The 18,312-nt window shown below is 73.1% G+C and carries 18 protein-coding genes; 11 read left to right on the forward strand and 7 right to left on the reverse strand.

Features of this window, described 5'->3' with window-relative positions; all coding sequences use genetic code 11:
- Window positions 1-112: 112 nt before the first annotated feature.
- Complete coding sequence (gene erpA, locus ACFVUY_RS12100) at window positions 113-466, reverse strand: iron-sulfur cluster insertion protein ErpA (protein WP_359897039.1); 354 nt, start codon at window positions 464-466, stop codon at window positions 113-115.
- 245 nt (window positions 467-711) lie between these two features.
- On the opposite strand from erpA, the gene ACFVUY_RS12105 reads away from it, so the two are divergent.
- Window positions 712-1,572, forward strand: coding sequence for a GNAT family N-acetyltransferase (locus tag ACFVUY_RS12105; RefSeq protein WP_387729461.1), 861 nt, complete (start codon window positions 712-714; stop codon window positions 1,570-1,572).
- Window positions 1,573-1,631: 59 nt separating this feature from the next.
- Here the strand turns inward: ACFVUY_RS12105 and ACFVUY_RS12110 are convergent, their stop codons facing one another.
- The 3 genes from ACFVUY_RS12110 to ACFVUY_RS12120 all read right to left on the reverse strand — a co-directional run bounded on the left by ACFVUY_RS12110 (window position 1,632) and on the right by ACFVUY_RS12120 (window position 4,765).
- Window positions 1,632-2,999 (reverse strand): pyridoxal phosphate-dependent decarboxylase family protein, encoded by a 1,368-nt coding sequence (locus tag ACFVUY_RS12110; protein ID WP_387729463.1) that lies wholly within the window; start codon window positions 2,997-2,999, stop codon window positions 1,632-1,634.
- A gap of 241 nt (window positions 3,000-3,240) precedes the next feature.
- On the reverse strand, window positions 3,241-3,705 hold the full coding sequence (locus ACFVUY_RS12115) for an Lrp/AsnC family transcriptional regulator (protein ID WP_049651848.1): 465 nt from the start codon (window positions 3,703-3,705) through the stop codon (window positions 3,241-3,243).
- Between the two features lie 136 nt (window positions 3,706-3,841).
- Window positions 3,842-4,765 (reverse strand): NADP-dependent oxidoreductase, encoded by a 924-nt coding sequence (locus ACFVUY_RS12120; protein ID WP_387689242.1) that lies wholly within the window; start codon window positions 4,763-4,765, stop codon window positions 3,842-3,844.
- Window positions 4,766-4,984: 219 nt separating this feature from the next.
- Here ACFVUY_RS12120 and nadA point away from each other — a divergent pair, with 219 nt between their 5' ends.
- Entirely contained in the window at window positions 4,985-6,169 is a 1,185-nt protein-coding gene (nadA, locus tag ACFVUY_RS12125; RefSeq protein WP_380546007.1) for a quinolinate synthase NadA, read from the forward strand.
- A gap of 82 nt (window positions 6,170-6,251) precedes the next feature.
- On the opposite strand, the gene ACFVUY_RS12130 is transcribed toward nadA, so the two are convergent.
- Entirely contained in the window at window positions 6,252-6,545 is a 294-nt protein-coding gene (locus ACFVUY_RS12130) for a hypothetical protein (protein ID WP_387689246.1), read from the reverse strand.
- A 36-nt stretch (window positions 6,546-6,581) separates the two neighbouring features.
- Window positions 6,582-7,370, reverse strand: coding sequence for a PspA/IM30 family protein (locus tag ACFVUY_RS12135; protein ID WP_380546013.1), 789 nt, complete (start codon window positions 7,368-7,370; stop codon window positions 6,582-6,584).
- A gap of 316 nt (window positions 7,371-7,686) precedes the next feature.
- Between ACFVUY_RS12135 and ACFVUY_RS12140 the strand changes: the two genes are divergently transcribed.
- Window positions 7,687-8,286, forward strand: a complete 600-nt coding sequence (locus ACFVUY_RS12140; RefSeq protein ID WP_359897026.1) for a DUF3043 domain-containing protein — start codon at window positions 7,687-7,689, stop codon at window positions 8,284-8,286.
- 158 nt (window positions 8,287-8,444) lie between these two features.
- Window positions 8,445-9,185 (forward strand): methyltransferase domain-containing protein, encoded by a 741-nt coding sequence (locus ACFVUY_RS12145; RefSeq protein WP_359897136.1) that lies wholly within the window; start codon window positions 8,445-8,447, stop codon window positions 9,183-9,185.
- Window positions 9,186-9,245: 60 nt separating this feature from the next.
- On the opposite strand, the gene ACFVUY_RS12150 is transcribed toward ACFVUY_RS12145, so the two are convergent.
- Window positions 9,246-9,446 carry a hypothetical protein gene (locus tag ACFVUY_RS12150; RefSeq protein ID WP_359897024.1) on the reverse strand — a complete coding sequence of 67 codons (201 nt, stop codon included), beginning with the start codon at window positions 9,444-9,446 and terminating at the stop codon, window positions 9,246-9,248.
- Between the two features lie 109 nt (window positions 9,447-9,555).
- On the opposite strand from ACFVUY_RS12150, the gene cobU reads away from it, so the two are divergent.
- The 7 genes from cobU (at window position 9,556) to ACFVUY_RS12185 (ending at window position 18,309) form a co-directional block, all read left to right on the forward strand.
- A complete protein-coding gene (gene cobU / locus ACFVUY_RS12155) occupies window positions 9,556-10,143 on the forward strand; it encodes a bifunctional adenosylcobinamide kinase/adenosylcobinamide-phosphate guanylyltransferase (protein ID WP_387689251.1) in 588 nt (195 codons plus the stop codon).
- Between the two features lie 28 nt (window positions 10,144-10,171).
- Window positions 10,172-11,296: a nicotinate-nucleotide--dimethylbenzimidazole phosphoribosyltransferase gene (locus ACFVUY_RS12160; protein ID WP_387729467.1), complete on the forward strand. Its 1,125-nt coding sequence runs from the start codon at window positions 10,172-10,174 to the stop codon at window positions 11,294-11,296.
- 87 nt (window positions 11,297-11,383) lie between these two features.
- Window positions 11,384-12,175 carry an adenosylcobinamide-GDP ribazoletransferase gene (locus ACFVUY_RS12165; protein ID WP_387729470.1) on the forward strand — a complete coding sequence of 264 codons (792 nt, stop codon included), beginning with the start codon at window positions 11,384-11,386 and terminating at the stop codon, window positions 12,173-12,175.
- A gap of 258 nt (window positions 12,176-12,433) precedes the next feature.
- Window positions 12,434-13,936: a leucyl aminopeptidase gene (locus ACFVUY_RS12170; protein WP_387689260.1), complete on the forward strand. Its 1,503-nt coding sequence runs from the start codon at window positions 12,434-12,436 to the stop codon at window positions 13,934-13,936.
- Window positions 13,937-14,363: 427 nt separating this feature from the next.
- On the forward strand, window positions 14,364-15,770 hold the full coding sequence (gene lpdA / locus ACFVUY_RS12175) for a dihydrolipoyl dehydrogenase (protein WP_359897017.1): 1,407 nt from the start codon (window positions 14,364-14,366) through the stop codon (window positions 15,768-15,770).
- An 80-nt stretch (window positions 15,771-15,850) separates the two neighbouring features.
- Window positions 15,851-17,635, forward strand: coding sequence for a 2-oxoglutarate dehydrogenase, E2 component, dihydrolipoamide succinyltransferase (sucB, locus tag ACFVUY_RS12180; RefSeq protein WP_387729472.1), 1,785 nt, complete (start codon window positions 15,851-15,853; stop codon window positions 17,633-17,635).
- Between the two features lie 158 nt (window positions 17,636-17,793).
- Complete coding sequence (locus ACFVUY_RS12185; protein WP_380540255.1) at window positions 17,794-18,309, forward strand: DUF4240 domain-containing protein; 516 nt, start codon at window positions 17,794-17,796, stop codon at window positions 18,307-18,309.
- Window positions 18,310-18,312: the final 3 nt, after the last annotated feature.

Consider the following 18,312-nt stretch of genomic DNA (forward strand, 5'->3'; position numbering starts at 1 on the left):
CCCGGCGGGCGCGGGGGGGTGGGGGCCCCCGGGGGCGCGGGGCGGCCCCGCGGGGGCGGTAACCGAGACGGGGCCCGGGGGGTGATCCCCGGGGCCGCCTTCCGCAGCGGGCCTAGCTGAACGAGTCGCCGCAGGCGCAGGAGCCGGTGGCGTTCGGGTTGTCGATGGTGAAGCCCTGCTTCTCGATGGTGTCGACGAAGTCGACGGTGGCGCCGCCCAGGTACGGGGCGCTCATCCGGTCGGTGACGACCTTGACACCGTCGAAGTCCTTGATCACGTCGCCGTCGAGCGAGCGCTCGTCGAAGAACAGCTGGTAACGCAGGCCGGAGCAGCCACCGGGCTGGACGGCGACGCGCAGCGCGAGGTCCTCGCGGCCCTCCTGCTCCAGCAGGGCCTTGACCTTGCCCGCGGCGGCATCGGTGAGGAGGATGCCACTCTCGACGGTGGTCTCGTCCTGGACGGTCATCTGCTTTCTCCCGGTCTTGACGACGGTCTGCCGCCAGTGCCAACCAACAGCCGTCCGGTTTCATTTCCCGGACGGCGATTGATTTCTGCGGCCTGTTCGCGACCGAATATCCGTGGGCCGGGTGTGCCACCCGCGTCCCCTACGCTCCCCATGCTCGCACACCCCCGCGGGACGGGTCACCGCGCGAGGTGCGGATCCGGGCGAACGGGCCCCGCGGCGGGCCGTCGGACGCCAGGATGGTTCCCATGATCCTTCGCCCGGTCAGGGACACCGCCGCGGACGCGGAGGCCGTCCAGGAGCTCGCCGACGCCGCGTTCGCCGACGCCGCCCCGACCACGGCGGCACCGGGGCCGACGCCGCTGCGGCTGGCCCGGACCAGACACCTGGCGCGCACCGATCCCGGCGGCTGCTGGCTGGCGGAGAGTGCCGGCGAGCCGGTCGGGGCGGTGCTGTCGATCCGCCGGGAGGGCCTGTGGGCGCCGTCGCTGTACGCCGTCCGGCCGTCCGCGCAGGGCAGGGGCGTCGGGCGGCTGCTGCTGGAACGGGCGGCGGCGCACTCCCGGGGCTGTCTGCGCGGGATGGTCTGCGCGGCGGACTCCCCGGCGGCGGCCCGCCGCTACCGGCTGGCCGGCTTCACCCTGCACCCGGCGATGCGGCTGGCCGGGCGGGTGGACCGGGAGGGGCTGCTCGACCCGGGGGACATCCCGGTGCACCGCGGCAACGCCACTCACCTGCACCTGCTGGACTCGGTGGACCGGCGGCTGCGCGGGTCCGCGCACGGGCCGGACCACGAGCTGATGCTGGGCCACTTCGAGGAGCTGCTGATCGCCGACGCGCTGGCCGGCAGCGGCTACTGCTACCGGGACGGCGGCGTGGTGCGGCTGCTCGCGGCCACCAGCAAGCGGATCGCCGCCCGGCTGCTGCGCGAGGCGCTGTCCCGGGTGCCGGAGGGGACCGAGGCGCGGGTGGAGCACCTGACCGCGGAGCAGGAGTGGGCGCTGGACGTCGGGCTGGAGGTCGGGCTGACGCCGCGGGCCGCAGGCTTCGTCGGGGTCCGCGGGATGCGGCCGCCGGCGCCGTACCTGCCGAGCGGGGCGTTCCTGTAGGGCGCGGGCACGCGTACGGCCCCGCCGGGACTGCCGACGGGGCCGTGACGGGAGCGGGCTCAGGCCATGGTGTCCAGGATCTCCCGGACCATCTCCATGGTGGTGCCCGGGTGCAGGAAGGCGAACCGGGCGACCGTCTCGCCGTCCCAGCCGGTGGGGGTGACGAAGCCGATCTGGTCCGCGAGCAGCTGCTGCGACCAGCGGTAGTAGTCGTCGTTGGTCCAGCCCTTGCGCTTGAAGCAGACCGCCGAGAGCTGCGGGTCGAACAGCAGCTCCAGGTGCTCGGTCTCGCGGATCAGCTGCGCGGTCTCGCGGGCCAGGGTGAGGCCGGCCTCGATGGCGTCGGTGTAGGCCTGGACGCCGTGCACGGCCAGCGAGAACCAGAGCGGCAGGCCGCGGGCGCGCCGGGTCAGGTGGTAGGCGTAGTCGGTGGGGTTCCACTCGTCGCCCTCGGTGTGCAGGACGTCCAGGTAGGAGGCGTCCTGGGTGTGCACGGCGCGGGCGAGCTGCGGGTTGCGGTAGATCAGCGCGGCGCAGTCGAAGGGGGCGAACAGCCACTTGTGCGGGTCGACCACGAAGGAGTCGGCGTGCTCGATACCCTCGTAGCGCTCCCGCACCGAGGGGGCGAACAGGCCCGCGCCGCCGTAGGCGCCGTCCACGTGGAACCACAGGTCGCGCTCGCGGGCGACCTCGGCCAGGCCCTTGAGGTCGTCGACGATGCCCTCGTTGGTGGTGCCGGCGGTGCCGACGACGCCGATCACCGTCTCCGGGTTCGGGTCGGCGGCCAGGGCGGCGCGCAGCGCCTCGCCGGTGAACCGGCGGTCGACGGTCGGGACCTTGAAGGCCTCGACGCCGATGATGTTGAAGGTGTTCTTGACCGAGGAGTGCACCTGGTCGGCGACGGCTATCCGCAGCCGCGCCTCCGGTCCGACGCCGAGTCGGCGGCGGGCGGTGTCGCGGGCGACCACGAGGGCGGAGAGGTTGCCCGCCGAGCCGCCGGAGACGAAGGTGCCGCCGGCCGACTGGGGCAGGCCCGCGCGGTCGGCGATCAGGCGCAGCACCTGGTTCTCGGCGGCGATCGCGCCGGCCGCCTCCAGCCAGGAGATGCCCTGCAGGGAGGCGCAGGAGACGACCATGTCGAACAGCAGCGCGGCCTTGGTCGGGGCGCACGGGATGAAGGACAGGTAGCGCGGGCTGTCGGCGGAGATGACCGCCCGGGACAGCTCGTGGTCGTACAGCTTGAGCACGTCGGCCGGGTTGTTGCCGTCCTGGTTCAGCAGGCCGGACAGCTGGGCGCGCAGGTGCTCGCCGTCCCCGGGGTGGTCGAGCGGGACGGGGTCGTACTGCAGCCGCTCCCGCATGTAGTCGAAAACCAGGTCGACCAGTTCGTTGTCGGGCCGGTGCATGCGGTCGGGTGCTGCGGACACGGCTGTCCCTCTCGGCGTGGGGTGTCGGGGGGCGTCCGACCGGCGGGACGCCTCACCGCGACGACCGGACGTGATCAGCGTAGGCAGCACGAGCGCCTCACCGCGCGTCGGAACGCGGCTGGTCAGGCAGGTTTCGGGCGTCTTCGGGCCGGTCCGCGCAGGATTCCTGCGTGCGGGCCCGGAAGGTCGTTTCCGGTGGGTCCCGGCGGGCCCGGCGAGGCTCCGCGGGACACCGCCCGGGTCACCCGATGAGCTGGGAGAGGACCACCGAGGAGCGGCTGCGCTGGACGCCGGGCTCGCGCCGGATGCGCTCGATGACGGCCTCCAGGTGGCGCATGTCGGCGGCCCGCAGGTGCACCAGGGCGTCCGGATCGCCGGTGACCGTCCAGGCGGCGACCACCTCGGGGAACTGCCGCAGGCTGGCGAGGATCTCCTCGGGGGCGGTGCGCTCGCGGCAGTAGACCTCGACGAAGGCCTCGGTCTGCCAGCCCAGCACGGACGGGTCGAGCACCACGGTGAAGCCCCGCACCACGCCGCGCGCCCGCAGCCGGTCGATCCGCCGGCGTACGGCGGTGGCGGAGAGGTTCACCTGCAGGCCGATCTCGGCGTACGAGGCGCGGCCGTCGCTGCCGAGCCGGGCGAGCAGGAGCCGGTCGGTCTCGTCCAGGTCGGCCCCGACCACCTCGTGCGCTCGGCTGCTGGTCATGGGTGCGGGGCTCCACGGTCGTACGGGGGTCGGTGGGGCGCTCCGGCGGCGGGCTGCCACTGCCGAAACGGTTCGTCACCATTCTGGCGGATGACCTGGACGAGTTCACCGCCGAAGGACGACGGGCCGGAGGCCGTCACGGAACAAGCAGCACGATCTTCCCCCGGGTGCGGCCCTCGGCGCTGAGCGCCTGGGCGGAGGCGGCCTGGGCCAGCGGGAAGGTCGAGGCGACGGTGACCGTCAGCCGGCCGTCGTCGGCGAGCGCGGCCAGCTCGGCGAGGTCGCCGGCGTCCGGGCGGACCCAGACGTACCGGCCGCCGAGCGCCTTGACCCCGAAGTCGGTGATCGAGGCGATCCGGCCCGGGTCGGCCACCAGGCCGGCCGAGACCTGGACGGCACCGTGGCCGACCAGGTCGAGGGCCGCGTCCACCCCGTCGGGGGCGAGCGCGCGGACCCGGTCGGCCAGGCCCTCGCCGTACACCACCGGCTCGGCGCCGAGGCCCCGCAGGAAGTCGTGGTTGCGCTCGGCCGCGGTGCCGATCACCCGGGCGCCGAAGGCCCGGGCCAGCTGCACCGCCAGGTGGCCGACCCCGCCCGCGGCGGCGTGCACCAGAACGGTCTCCCCCTCGGCGAGGCGCAGCGCCCGCAGGCCCTGCAGGGCGGTGAGCCCGGCCAGCGGCAGGCCGCCGGACTGCGCCCAGTCCAGCGCGGCCGGCTTGCGGGCCAGGGTGCGGACCGGGGCGGAGACCAGCTCGGCGTAGGTGCCGTGCTCGACGGCGTCCTTGCGGACGTAGCCGTACACCTCGTCGCCCGGGGCGAACTCGGTGATCCCGCCGCCGACGGCGCGCACCACGCCGGCCAGGTCCCAGCCCATGACCAGCGGGAAGTGCGCGTCGAGGATGCCGTCCAGGGCGCCGTCCCGGACCTTCCAGTCCACCGGGTTCACCCCGGCCGCCCGGACCTCGACCAGGACGGAGTCGGGTCCGACCTTGGGGTCGGGCAGGTCGGTGTACTCGACCACCTCGGGGCCGCCGTAGCGGTTGATCGCGATTGCTTTCATGGCTCAGCCATACCCGCGGGCTTCGAAGTATCGATTCGGCCACGCCGGACTGCCCCGAATCGGCTATCGGGCTCCGCCGGGGGTCCGTTTCGGCGAGCGGTTCTCGTCACATCGACAGGATGGCCATCGTCACTCTGACGCTAAGCGGTTAGAATAGATAGCGTCAGTTAGACGAAAAGGCCCCACCGCTAGCTCGGCCGCACAGAAGGGCACCCGCCCGTGACCACCACCATCACCGAGACCCACGGCGTCGACCCCACTCCGACGCCGCTCGCTCTGCTGCTGCTCGGCCGCGAGGCCGATCCGAACAGCGAGCGCGGCGTCGAATGCCCCGGTGACCTCCCCCCGGCCTCCGACCCGAACCTCGTCGAGCGCGCCCGCGCGGCCAAGGCCGCGCTCGGCGACCGCGTCTTCATCCTCGGCCACCACTACCAGCGCGACGAGGTGATCGAGTTCGCCGACGTCACCGGCGACTCCTTCAAGCTCGCCCGCGACGCGGCGGCCCGCCCCGAGGCCGAGTACATCGTCTTCTGCGGCGTGCACTTCATGGCCGAGTCCGCGGACATCCTCACCAGCGAGCGGCAGCAGGTCGTCCTGCCGGACCTCGCGGCCGGCTGCTCGATGGCCGACATGGCCACCGCCGAGCAGGTCGCCGAGTGCTGGGACGTGCTGACCGACGCCGGCATAGCCGACGTCACCGTCCCGGTCTCGTACATGAACTCCTCCGCCGACATCAAGGCCTTCACCGGCCGGCACGGCGGCCTCATCTGCACCTCCTCCAACGCCAAGCGCGCCCTGGAGTGGGCCTTCGAGCAGGGCCAGAAGGTGCTGTTCCTGCCCGACCAGCACCTCGGCCGCAACACCGCGGTGCGGGACATGGGCTTCTCGCTGGACGACTGCGTCGTCTACAACCCGCACCGGCCGAACGGCGGCCTGACCGCCGAGCAGCTGCGGGACGCCAAGATGATCCTCTGGCGCGGCCACTGCTCGGTGCACGGCCGGTTCAGCCTGGACTCGGTCAACGACGTCCGCGAGCGGATCCCGGGCGTGACCGTCCTGGTGCACCCCGAGTGCAAGCACGAGGTCGTCGCGGCCGCCGACATGGTGGGCTCGACCGAGTACATCATCAAGGCGCTGGACGCCGCCGAGCCCGGCTCCAAGTGGGCCATCGGCACCGAGCTGAACCTCGTCCGCCGCCTGGCCAAGGCGCACCCGGACAAGGAGATCGTCTTCCTGGACCGCGCGGTCTGCTTCTGCTCGACCATGAACCGGATCGACCTGCCGCACCTGGTGTGGGCGCTGGAGTCGCTGGTCGAGGGCCGGGTGCCGAACGTGATCACCGTCGACCCGGAGACCGAGAAGCACGCCAAGGCGGCCCTGGACCGGATGCTGGCCCTGCCGTAACCCGTCCCGCGGACAACGGCGAAGGGCGGGCCCCCTCCCACCGGAGGGGGCCCGCCCTTTCGTCTGGCAGCAGCCGCGGGCGCTACTCGGGGAAACCCGGGATCACGCCCTCGCCGTCGGCCATCAGCAGCTCGCGGACCTCGTCGATCGTCGCTTCGGCGCTCGGCAGGATCAGCTCGGACGGCTCCAGCGAATCCAGCGGCACCGGGGTGCCGTACTGCTTCACCGCGTCGATGAGCTTGCCGTAGGCCTGGCGGAAGAGCGTCTCGTCCCCCGACTCCACTGCAGTGACGAGCTCGGCGTCGAGCTCGTTGAGCAGGTTCAGGTGGTCGTCGCCCACCTCGTACTGCCCCTCACCCATGACCCTCATGATCATGCCGTGCGTCTCCCTGGTTCGTGGGTCGAGCTCAGATCACTTGTTGTAATTGATGCGCGGGGTGTCCTGCTGCGGCTGCGGCTGGACGTCCTGCTTGCCCTGCTCGATCGCAGCGGGGCCGGTCGAGGAGGGGCCGGACAGCTCGGCCTTCATCCGGGCCAGCTCCAGCTCGACGTCGGAACCGCCGGCCACCCGCTCCAGCTCGGCCTCGATGTCGTCCTTGCGGCCGAGACCGCTCGCGTCGTCGAGCGCGCCCGAGGCGAGCAGCTCGTCGATCGCACCGGCCCGGGCCTGCATCTGGGCCGTCTTGTCCTCGGCACGCTGGATCGCCAGGCCGACGTCGCCCATCTCCTCCGAGATCCCGGAGAAGGACTCGGCGATGCGGGTCTGCGCCTGGGCGGCCGTGTACGTCGCCTTGATGGTCTCCTTCTTGGTACGAAAGGCGTCCACCTTGGCCTGAAGTCGCTGGGAGGCGAGCGTGAGCTTCTCCTCCTCGGCCTGGAGCTGCTGGTACTGCGTCTCCAGGTCGGTGATCTGCGACTGCATGTTGGCCTTGCGGGTCAGCGCCTCGCGGGCGAGGTCCTCGCGGCCGAGCGACAGCGCCTTGCGGCCCTGGTCCTCGTACTTGGCGGACTGCTGCTGCAGCTGCGTCAGCTGGAGTTCGAGCCGCTTGCGCGAGGTCGCGACGTCCGCGACACCACGCCGTACCTTCTGCAGCAGTTCGAGCTGCTTCTGGTAGGAGTAGTCGAGCGTCTCACGGGGATCCTCCGCCCGATCCAAGGCCTTGTTCGCCTTGGAGCGGAAGATCAACCCCATACGCTTCATGATTCCGTCGCTCATGGGCCTCGGGTGCCCCCTTCTCCGGCCTGCGGTCTTTATCTCGTTACCAGACACGACGAGTGTATGTGCAGCGAGCCCGTCGCCGCAGTGCACCTGCCTGCAACAAGACTGCTACAGCGACCAGTGGCGTTTCCTCCTCCCCCGGGTGGATCCGCCCCTCATACCCCCCATCGTCCATCCGAGTGATCCCCTACGGGAAGGCCCCGGGAAACCCGCTTCGGACGGCGACCTGGCGGTATCGATATGCGTTTGGGTCCGAGGGCACCCGTGGAAGCCGCGTCGCACCCCGTACGCTGGTGGTGTGTTCCGACGCCGTTCAGATGATGCCGCCGCCTCCGCCACCGTGCTGGAGAAGCAGGACGAGACGACCCAGGCCCGCGATCCGCAGGCCAAGAAGGGCCGCCCCACCCCCAAGCGCAGTGAGGCCGAGGCCAACCGGCGTACCCGGGTGACCGTGCCCAAGGACCGCAAGGAGGCCGCCCGCCAAGGGCGCGAGCGGATGCGCACCGAGCGCGAGAAGCAGCGCCAGGCCCTGATGAACGGCGACGAGCGCCACCTGCCGGCCCGCGACAAGGGCCCGGTGCGCAAGTTCGCCCGCGACTACGTGGACTCCCGCTGGTCGCTCGCCGAGTTCTTCCTGCCGGCCGCCGTGGTCATCCTGGTGCTCAGCATCGTCAAGGTGCCGACGCTCCAGCTGCTCTCCACCCTGCTGTTCCTGCTGTTCTTCGTGCTCGTGATCCTGGACTTCGTCCGCCTCGGCTTCGGTCTGCGCAAGCAGCTCGCCGAGCGCTTCGCCGGGCAGAACACCCGCGGCGCCGTCGCGTACGGCATCATGCGCACCCTCCAGATGCGCCGGCTGCGCCTGCCCAAGCCGCAGGTGCGGCGCGGGGAGAAGCCCTGACCGCCGAACCGGTCGACTCCGGCTGGGCCCCCCCGTCCTGGGAGGGGCCCGGCCTCTACGCGCTTCCGGGGCAGGGGGACGGCGGCCACGACCGTCTCGCCCAGGAGCGCAGGCTGCCCTCGCGCAGCGGGTCCTTCGCGGGCGGCACCGGCGCCTGGCTGGACCGGCTCGGCGGGCTGCGCAACTTCGTCCGCCAGGAGCTCGTCGCCCGCCAGCTCGCCGAGCAGCTCGCCGGGCGCAGCGCGCAGCGGGTGCTCGACATCGGCTGCGGCCAGGGCACCCAGGCCCTGCGGCTGGCCAGGGCCGGCCACTACGTCACCGGGATCGACTCGGACCCGGTCGCGCTCGGCGTCGCCCAGGGGGCGCTCGCCGAGGAGCCGCCGGAGGTCCGCGGCCGGATGCAGCTGCTCAGCGGCGACGGCCACCAGTGCGGGCGCTGGTTCGGCCCGCGCAGCTTCGACGTGGTGCTCTGCCACGGCGTGCTGATGTACCTGCCCGACCCCGATCCGATGATCGCCTCGCTGGCCCGGCTGCTGGCCCCCGGCGGGTTGCTCTCGCTGCTGGTCCGCAACCGCGACGCGCTCGCCCTGCGGCCGGCCGCCGCCGGGGACTGGCGGGCCGCCCTGCACGCCTTCGAGAGCGACCGGTACTACAACCGGCTCGGGCTGGCCGCGCGGGCCGACCGGCTCGGCGACCTCACCGTCACCCTCTCCGAGGTGTCGGTGCCGCTGAGGCACTGGTACGGCGTGCGGGTCTTCACCGACAACGCCCCGGACGACGCGGCCCCGCCGGTGGACGGGCGGCAGCTGGCCCAGCTCCTGGAAGCCGAGTACCGGGCCGGCCGCACCGACCCGTACCGGCAGGTCGCCGCGCTCCTGCACGTGATCGGGGCGAAGTAGCCCGGGGAGAAGCCGATCCGGGCGGAGCAGCCGCCGGGCGACCGCCCCACCCCGTCGGGCCTACTCCTCGCGCAGGCTCATCGCATAGACGACGCGGTCGTCGTCCAGCAGCACCGCGGTGTCCACACCGTCCTCCGCGAGCTGCTTCCAGGTCTCCCCGATCCAGGTCTCGGCGTCTCCCTGGCCCGCGAACTCCTCCTGGCCGCCGCCGGGCGTCACCGCGCTGCCGTCCGCCTTCTCGTACCGCCACGTCCAGACCATGCCGGCTCCTCCCACTGACCACGCTGCCTGTGTTGCTGCGCACCATAGCCTGCCCGGCCCGATCTTCCGTATGCCTGGTCCGGCGGCCCGGTCCGGCAGGATGGGCGGCATGGCGACCCCCTCCGAGCCCACCCGTCCCCCGCTGCCCCGCACCCTGCTGCTCGGCGGCGCCCGCTCCGGCAAGTCCACCCGCGCCGAACAGCTGCTCGCCGACCACCCGGACGTCCTGTACGTGGCCACCGGCGGCACCCGGGACGGCGACGCCGAGTGGGCCCAGCGGGTCGCGCTGCACCGGGAGCGCCGCCCGTCGAGCTGGCGCACCGCCGAGACCTGCGACCTGGAGGCCGTGCTGGCCGACCCCACCGACCCGGCCCCGGTGCTGGTCGACTGCCTGGCGCTGTGGCTGACCTCCGTCATGGACGAGTGCGACGCCTGGGACGACGAGGTCTGGGCGGACGAAGGCGAGCGCGCGGTCCAGCGCCGCTGCGAGGCGCTGGCACGCGCCTGGGCGGCCACCGGGCGCACGGTCGTCGCGGTGAGCAACGAGGTCGGCATGGGCGTCGTCCCCGCCACCGCCGCGGGCCGCCGCTTCCGCGACACCCTGGGCCGGCTCAACATGGCCGTGGCGGACGCCTCGGAGCGGGTCCTGCTGGTCGTGGCCGGGCAGGTGCTGACCGTCAAGCCAGCCGCAGGCTGAACACCTTCGGCGTGTAGCCTTCCGGACGATGGACACGACCGTGGATCTCGATACGTTCTCCTCGCTCGTCGAGCGCCCCGACGAGAGCGCCCGGCGGGCCGCCGACGAGCGCTGGCAGGCGGCCGACCGCCCGCGCGGCGGGCTCGGCAGGCTGGAGGAGCTGGGCAGCTGGCTGGCCTCCGTGCAGGGGCGCTCCCCGGTGCGGCCGATCTCCGCTCCCAAGGTGCTGCTGTTCGCCGCCGACCACGGCGTCGCGGCGCTCGGGGTGTCCCGGATGCCCGCCGAGGGCGGCACCGCGGCCCGGGTGCGGGCCGTGCTCGACGGCAGCGCGCCGGTGTCCCGGCTGGCCGCGCGCTACGGCGCCCGGGTGCGGGTCGTCGACGTCGCGGTGGACGCCGACCCGGCCGACTTCCCGGACGAGGTGGTCACCCACCGGATCCGGCGCGGCTCCGGGCGGATCGACGTCGAGGACGCGCTCACCGCGCAGGAGACCGTCCGGGCGTTCCGGGCCGGCATGGCCGTCGCCGACGAGGAGGCCGACGCCGGAACCGACCTGGTGCTGCTCGGCGACCTCGGGGTCGGCGCCACCACGGTGGCCGGCGTGCTGGTCGGCGCACTCTGCGGGACGGACGCGGCGGCGGTGACCGGGCGCGGCTCCGGGATCGACGACCGGGTGTGGATGGTCAAGTGCGCCACGATCCGGGACTCGCTGCGGCGGGCCCGGCCGGTGCTCGGCGACCAGCTCGCGCTGCTCGGCGCCACCGGCGGGGCCGACTTCGCGGCGATCACCGGCTTCCTGCTCCAGGCGGCCGTGCGGCGGCTGCCGGTGGTGCTGGACGGTGTGGTCTCGGCGGCCTGCGCGCTGGTCGCGCAGCGGATCGCCTTCCGGGCGCCCGAGTGGTGGCGGGCCGGGCAGTCCAGCGGCGAGCCGGCCCAGGCGAAGGCGTACGACCGGCTGACCCTGACGCCGTTGCAGGACCAGGGCATCACCATGGGCGAGGGCTTCGGCGCGCTGCTGGCGCTGCCCCTGCTCCAGGCGGCGGGGGACGTGCTCGCGGACGAGGCGCCGAAGCCGTTCGTGCCGATGGCGCCGAGCGCGCCGAAGGAGCAGCCGAGGCTGCCCTCGGCGGCGGACCTGCTGCGGAAGCTGTAGCGAACCGGCCCGCGCCCCCGGCCGACGGCACGACAACCCCGGGAACGCCCCTGCCAGGGGCGTTCCCGCCGTGAGAGGAACGCGTTCATGGCGAGCGGCACCGATCGGGCCACCTGGGCCGACGGCCTGCGGTTCGGGTTCGGCACGCTGTCCGTCCTGCGGGTGCGGGTGGATCGGTGGGACCGGGCGGCGGCGGCCCGGGCGATGCTGACGGCTCCTCTGGTCGGGCTGGTGCTGGGCGCACTGGCCGCCGCGGCCGGGGCCCTGGTGGCCTGGCGGGCGGGCGGGCCGCTCGGCGCGGTGACCGCGGTGGGGGTGCTCGCCGGGCTGACCCGGGGACTCCACCTGGACGGCCTGGCGGACGTCGCCGACGGACTGGGCAGCGGCAAGCCGGCCGAGGACGCGCTGCGCATCATGAAGCAGTCCGACATCGGTCCGTTCGGCGTGCTGACCCTGGTGCTCGTCCTGCTCGCCCAGGTGGCCGCGCTGGCCGGACAGTTCGCCCACTCCCCGCTGCGCGGCGCGCTCGCGGTGCTCGCCTCGGCGACGGCCGCGCGGTGCGCGCTCGCCTGGGGCTGCCTGCGGTCGGTGCCGGCCGCCCGGCCGGGCGGGCTGGGGGCGATGGTGGCGGGCACCGTGGCGCCCGTCGGAGCCGCCGCCGCGACGGCCGCCGCGGCGCTCGCCCTGGCCGCGGCGGGACTGTCCGACGGATGGTCAGCCCTCCGTCTCCCGCTGGCCGTTGTGCTCGGCACGGGCTGCGCCCGGCTGCTGCTCGGACGGTGTGTGCGCAGGTTCGGCGGGATCACCGGTGACGTGCTCGGCGCGATGGCCGAAACCGCCGCGACCGCCTCGCTGTTCGCCCTGGCGTTGCTCGGCTGACACCGGGCGGCGCGTGATCCCAGCATGCGGACTACCATGCGTGGAGCACCGCAGCCCTGCACCGTGGCAGGTCCTGCCCGCCCGGCGCGCACCGAGGAGCCGGGGCCTCTGGTGTGCGCGGCCGCCTCGGACGGACGCGCGCGCCAGGGGGCCCGGACCCCGGAGGCCCGCCGGCGGACGGCCTGCGACGGCGGGCTGCGCCGGTGCGGCAGCCTCGCCGTGGCCGGCCGTGGACCGCGAAAGAACAGGACGCATTACGTGACTGCATTGTCTGTGAGCACCTCCTCCGCCGCCTCGCTGCGCGCGGATGCCCTGGTGATCGGTGTCGCGAAGGGCCCGAAGGGCATCGTGCTGGCCCCCGGCGCCGAGGCCGTCAACGAGGCGTTCGAGGGCAAGCTGACCGAGGTCCTCAGCACCCTGGGCGCGACCGGCGCCGAGGGCGAGGCCGTCAAGGTCCCCTCCCCCGCCGGCCTGAAGGCCGCGCTCGTGCTCGCGGTCGGCCTGGGCGAGGCCGCCGAGGACGGCTACCAGCTGGAGGCGCTGCGCCGCGCCGCCGGTGTCGCCGCCCGCACGCTGGCCGGCGCCAAGAAGGCCGCGCTGGCCCTGCCCGCCGAGTCCGCCGCCGACATCGAGGCGGTCGCGCTGGGCGGCCTGCTCGGCTCGTACGCCTTCGGCACGTACAAGGCCAACGGCAACGGCAAGGAGCCGGTCGGCGAGCTGGTCCTGCTGGCCGCCCGCAAGGGCAGCAAGGACGCCAAGGCCGCCGTGGAGCGCGCCGCCGCGATCGGCGAGGAGATGAACCGGGCCCGCGACCTGGTCAACACCGCGCCGAACGACCTGAACCCGAAGAGCTTCGCCGCGATCGCCCAGGCGGCCGGCAAGGAGCACGGCCTCAAGGTCGAGGTGCTGGACGAGAAGGCGCTGACCAAGGGCGGCTTCGGCGGCCTGCTGGGCGTCGGCGTCGGCTCGGAGAACCCGCCCCGCCTGGTGAAGGTGGCCTACACCCACCCGAAGGCCAAGGCCACCCTGGCGTTCGTCGGCAAGGGCATCACCTACGACTCGGGCGGCATCTCGCTGAAGCCGGCCGGCCACAACGAGACCATGAAGTGCGACATGGCCGGCGCCGCCGCCGTGTTCGCCGCCGTGGTGGCCGCCAAGCGCCTGGGCCTGGCCGTCAACGTGACGGGCTGGCTGGCGCTGGCCGAGAACATGCCGTCCGGCTCCGCCACCCGCCCGGGTGACGTGCTGAAGATGTACGGCGGCAAGACCGTCGAGGTCCTGAACACGGACGCCGAGGGCCGCCTGGTGCTGGCCGACGCGATCGTGCGGGCCGGCGAGGAGAACCCGGACGTCATCGTCGACGTGGCCACCCTGACCGGCGCCATGGTGCTGGCCCTGGGCAACCGCACCTTCGGCGTGATGGCCAACGGCGACGAGCTGCGCGAGGAGCTGCACGTCCTGGCCGGCGAGGCGGGCGAGCAGTCCTGGCCGATGCCGCTGCCGGCGGACCTGCGCAAGGGCTTCACCGAGTCGACCATCGCCGACCTGGCCAACATGGGCGAGCGGATGGGCGGCGGCCTGGTGGCCGGCCTGTTCCTGAAGGAGTTCGTGGCCGAGGGCATCGACTGGGCTCACCTGGACATCGCCGGTCCGGCGTTCCACGAGGGCGCGCCGTACGGCTACACCCCGAAGGGCGGCACCGCGAGCGCGGTGCGCACCCTGGTCCGCTTCGCCGAGCAGAGGGCGAACGGCAAGGCCTGATCCAGGCATGCCCTGAACCAGGACCCCCGGACCCGGGGCGCCCCCTGGTCCAGGACCCGCTGCGACGGGGCCCGGCGCGTGTGCGCCGGGCCCCGTCGTCGTTCCGGCCCGGTTACCTGCGAGTAGGGCCGGTGGCCGTGGCGCACCTCTGTTCGCTGCGGGCGAAACTTTGTTCCACAGTACGGAAGAAGCTGTGGCGGGCAACGCGGAAGACGCCCGTCCGGCGGCTGTCAACACCGCGCTGAGCTGCGATGATGCCCTTCCGTCGGGGGTGTTCGCGCCCCGGTGACCGCTCCGCGGGACACCCCTGGGGCGGACCCGGACATCAGCCACCGTGAACAAGTGCGAAGATGTATTTCCGGCACGACTGGGCGCCCCACAAAGGCTTCCGACCCACCGGACCGCGACCGGCCCGGCGACCCACCCCATGCATGGAGGACGTGACGTGGCGAACGACGCCAGCACCGTTTTCGACGTTGTCATTCTCGGAGGCGGAAGCGGCGGTTACGCCGCGGCGCTCCGCGCCGCTCAGCTGGGCCTGAGCGTCGCCCTGGTCGAGAAGGGTGAGCTGGGCGGCACCTGCCTGCACCGCGGCTGCATCCCGACCAAGGCGCTCCTGCACGCCGCGGAGATCGCGGACGAGACGAAGGAGGCCGCCGAGTTCGGCGTTCTGGCCACCTTCCAGGGCATCGACATCAACGGCGTCCACAAGTACAAGGACGACGTCATCGCCGGCCTGTACAAGGGCCTCCAGGGCCTGGTGGCCTCCCGCAAGGTCACCTTCATCCAGGGCGAGGGCAAGCTCTCCTCGCAGACCTCGGTGGACGTCAACGGCCAGCGCATCGAGGGCCGCCACATCGTCCTGGCCACCGGCTCCGTGCCGCGCTCGATCCCGGGCCTGGAGATCGACGGCAACCGCGTGATCTCCTCCGACCACGCCCTGAAGCTCGGCTTCATCCCGAAGTCGGCCGTCATCCTCGGCGGCGGCGTGATCGGCGTCGAGTTCGCCTCGGTCTGGAAGTCCTTCGGCGTCGAGGTCACCATCGTCGAGGCGCTGCCGCACCTCGTCCCGCTGGAGGACGAGAACTCCTCCAAGCTGCTGGAGCGCGCGTTCCGCAAGCGCGGCATCAAGTTCGAGCTGAAGGCCCGCTTCTCGGGCGTCGAGTACACCGAGACCGGTGTGCGCGTCTCCACCGAGAACGGCAAGCAGATCGACGCCGACCTGCTGCTCGTCGCCATCGGCCGCGGCCCGGTCTCCTCCGGCCTCGGCTACGAGGAGAACGGCGTCGCGATGGACCGCGGCTACGTCCTGGTCGACGAGTACATGCGCACCAACGTGCCCACCATCTCCGCCGTCGGCGACCTCGCCCCGACCCTCCAGCTGGCCCACGTCGGCTTCGCCGAGGGCATCCTGGTCGCCGAGCGCCTGGCCGGCCTCAAGCCGGTGCCGATCGACTACGACGGCGTTCCGCGCGTGACCTACTCCAACCCCGAGGTGGCCTCCGTCGGCATCTCCGAGGCCAAGGCCGTCGAGCTGTACGGCAAGGAGAAGGTCGTCACCCTGAAGTACAACCTGGCCGGCAACGGCAAGAGCAAGATCCTGAAGACCGCCGGCGAGATCAAGCTCGTCCAGGTCAAGGACGGCGCCGTGGTCGGCGTCCACATGGTCGGCGCCCGCATGGGCGAGCAGGTCGGAGAGGCCCAGCTGATCTACAACTGGGAGGCCCTCCCGGCCGAGGTCGCGCAGCTCATCCACGCGCACCCGACCCAGTCCGAGGCCCTGGGCGAGGCGCACCTGGCGCTGGCCGGCAAGCCGCTGCACGCGCACGACTGATCACGCCCCACCCCCTTTCCCGGTACTTCCCGTACGCAAGTACCTCCCGTACGCAAGACTTGATAGGAGTCGCTGAAACCATGGCGGTCTCAGTAACACTGCCCGCGCTGGGCGAGAGCGTTTCCGAGGGCACCGTCACCCGCTGGCTGAAGGCCGAGGGTGAGCGTGTCGAGGTCGACGAGCCGCTGCTGGAGGTGTCGACCGACAAGGTCGACACCGAGATCCCGGCCCCGGCCTCCGGCATCCTGGCCTCGATCAAGGTCGCCGAGGACGAGACCGTCGAGGTGGGCGCCGAGCTGGCGATCATCGACGACGGCTCGGGCGCCCCGGTCGCCGCCGCGGCCCCCGCTGTCGAGGCCGCGCCCGTCGCCGCCCCGGCCCCGGTCGCCGCTCCGGTCGCCGCTGCCCCGGTTGCCGCCCCGGCTCCGGTCGCCGCTCCGGCCCCGGTCGCCGCCGCGCCGGCCGCCGACGCCACCCCGGTGCTGCTGCCCGCGCTGGGCGAGTCGGTCACCGAGGGCACCGTCACCCGCTGGCTGAAGGCCGAGGGTGACACCGTCGAGATCGACGAGCCGCTGCTCGAGGTCTCCACCGACAAGGTCGACACCGAGATCCCGTCGCCGGTCGCCGGCACCCTGGTGAAGATCCTGGTCGGCGAGGACGAGACCGCCGAGGTCGGCGCCCAGCTCGCGCTGATCGGCGCCGCCGGTGCCGTCGCCGCCGCCCCGGCTCCGGTTGCCGCTCCGGCTCCGGTTGCCCCGGCCGCTCCGGCCCCGGTCGCTGCTCCGGCCCCGGTCGCCGCCCCGGCTCCGGTTGCCGCCCCCGCTCCGGTCGCCGCCCCCGCTCCGGTCGCCGCTGCCCCGGCTCCGGCCCCGGTCGCCGCTCCGGCCCCGGTCGCCGCCCCGGCCCCCGTTGCCGCCCCGGCCGCTCCGGTGGCCGAGAGCGGTGACGCCTACGTCACCCCGCTGGTGCGCAAGCTCGCCGCCGAGCACGGCGTCGCGCTGGCCTCCGTCGCCGGCACCGGCGTCGGCGGCCGCATCCGCAAGCAGGACGTCATCGCCGCCGCGGAGGCCGCCAAGGCCGCTCCGGCCCCGGTCGCCGCTGCCGCCCCGGCCGCCGCGCCGAAGGCCGCCGCCTCGCCGTCCGCCCTGCGCGGCCAGACGGTCAAGATGACCCGCATGCGCAAGGTCATCGGCGACAACATGCTGAAGGCCCTGCACGAGCAGGCCCAGCTGACCAGCGTGGTCGAGGTGGACGTCACCAAGATCATGTCGCTGCGCGCCAAGGCCAAGGAGGGCTTCCTGGCCCGCGAGGGCGTCAAGCTCTCCCCGATGCCGTTCTTCGTCAAGGCCGCCGCCCAGGCGCTGAAGGTCCACGCGGTCGTCAACGCCCGGATCAACGACGCCGAGGGCACGGTCACCTACTTCGACACCGAGAACATCGGTATCGCGGTGGACTCCGAGAAGGGTCTGATGACCCCGGTCATCAAGGGTGCGGGCGACCTCAACATCGCCGGCATCTCGAAGAAGACCGCCGAGCTGGCCACCAAGGTCCGCGACAGCAAGATCACCCCGGACGAGCTGTCCGGCGCCACCTTCACCATCAGCAACACCGGCTCCCGCGGTGCGCTGTTCGACACCGTGATCGTGCCGCCGAACCAGGTCGCCATCCTGGGCATCGGTGCCACCGTCAAGCGCCCGGTGGTCATCGAGGCCGACGGCGGTACCGCCATCGGCATCCGCGACATGACCTACCTGTCGCTCTCCTACGACCACCGCCTGGTGGACGGCGCCGACGCCGCCCGCTACCTGGTCGCGGTCAAGGAGATCCTGGAGGCCGGCGAGTTCGAGGTCGAGCTCGGCCTCTGACCCCACCAGGTCCCCGCGGAACCCCGCGCACGGAACCCCGCGTCGTCCCCGGACGGCGCGGGGTTCCGCCGTTCCCGGCCCCCGGACACGCCGAGTCCCGCAGTCGCACCGAGTCGCGGCATGCGCGGACGCGGCCGAACGGGGATGCTGGAGCGGTGATGGACGAGACGGACTTCTGGCAGATCATCGACGAGACCCGGGACGACGCCGACGGCGACCCCGACGAGCAGGCAGACCTCCTGGTGGAACGGCTCCTCCAGCTGACCCCGGACGATGTGATCGACTTCGCCCGGCTGTTCCAGGCGCGGTTCCAGCGCGCCTACCGCCACGACCTGTGGGGCGCGGCCTACCTGATGCTCGACGGCGCCTCCGACGACACCTTCGACTACTTCCGGTCCTGGCTGATCGGCCAGGGCCGGGAGGTCTTCGAGGGCGGGCTCACCGATCCGGACGACCTGGCGGACCTGCTGCCCGAGTTCGACGAGGAGGAGGACGGCGAGGCCGAGGACCTCGGCTACGCCGCCGACGAGGCGTACGAGCGGCTGACCGGGCTGCCGCTGCCCGAGGTGGGTGTGCGGCAGCCCGAGCGGCCGGCCGGGCCGGTGCTGGACTTCGACGATCCGGACGTCATGGCGAAGCGCTTCCCCAAGCTCTGGGAGCGGTACGGGGACTGAGGG

Origin of the sequence: Kitasatospora sp. NPDC058063 (assembly GCF_042885395.1) — a bacterium.
Taxonomy (GTDB): domain Bacteria; phylum Actinomycetota; class Actinomycetes; order Streptomycetales; family Streptomycetaceae; genus Kitasatospora; species Kitasatospora lactacystinica.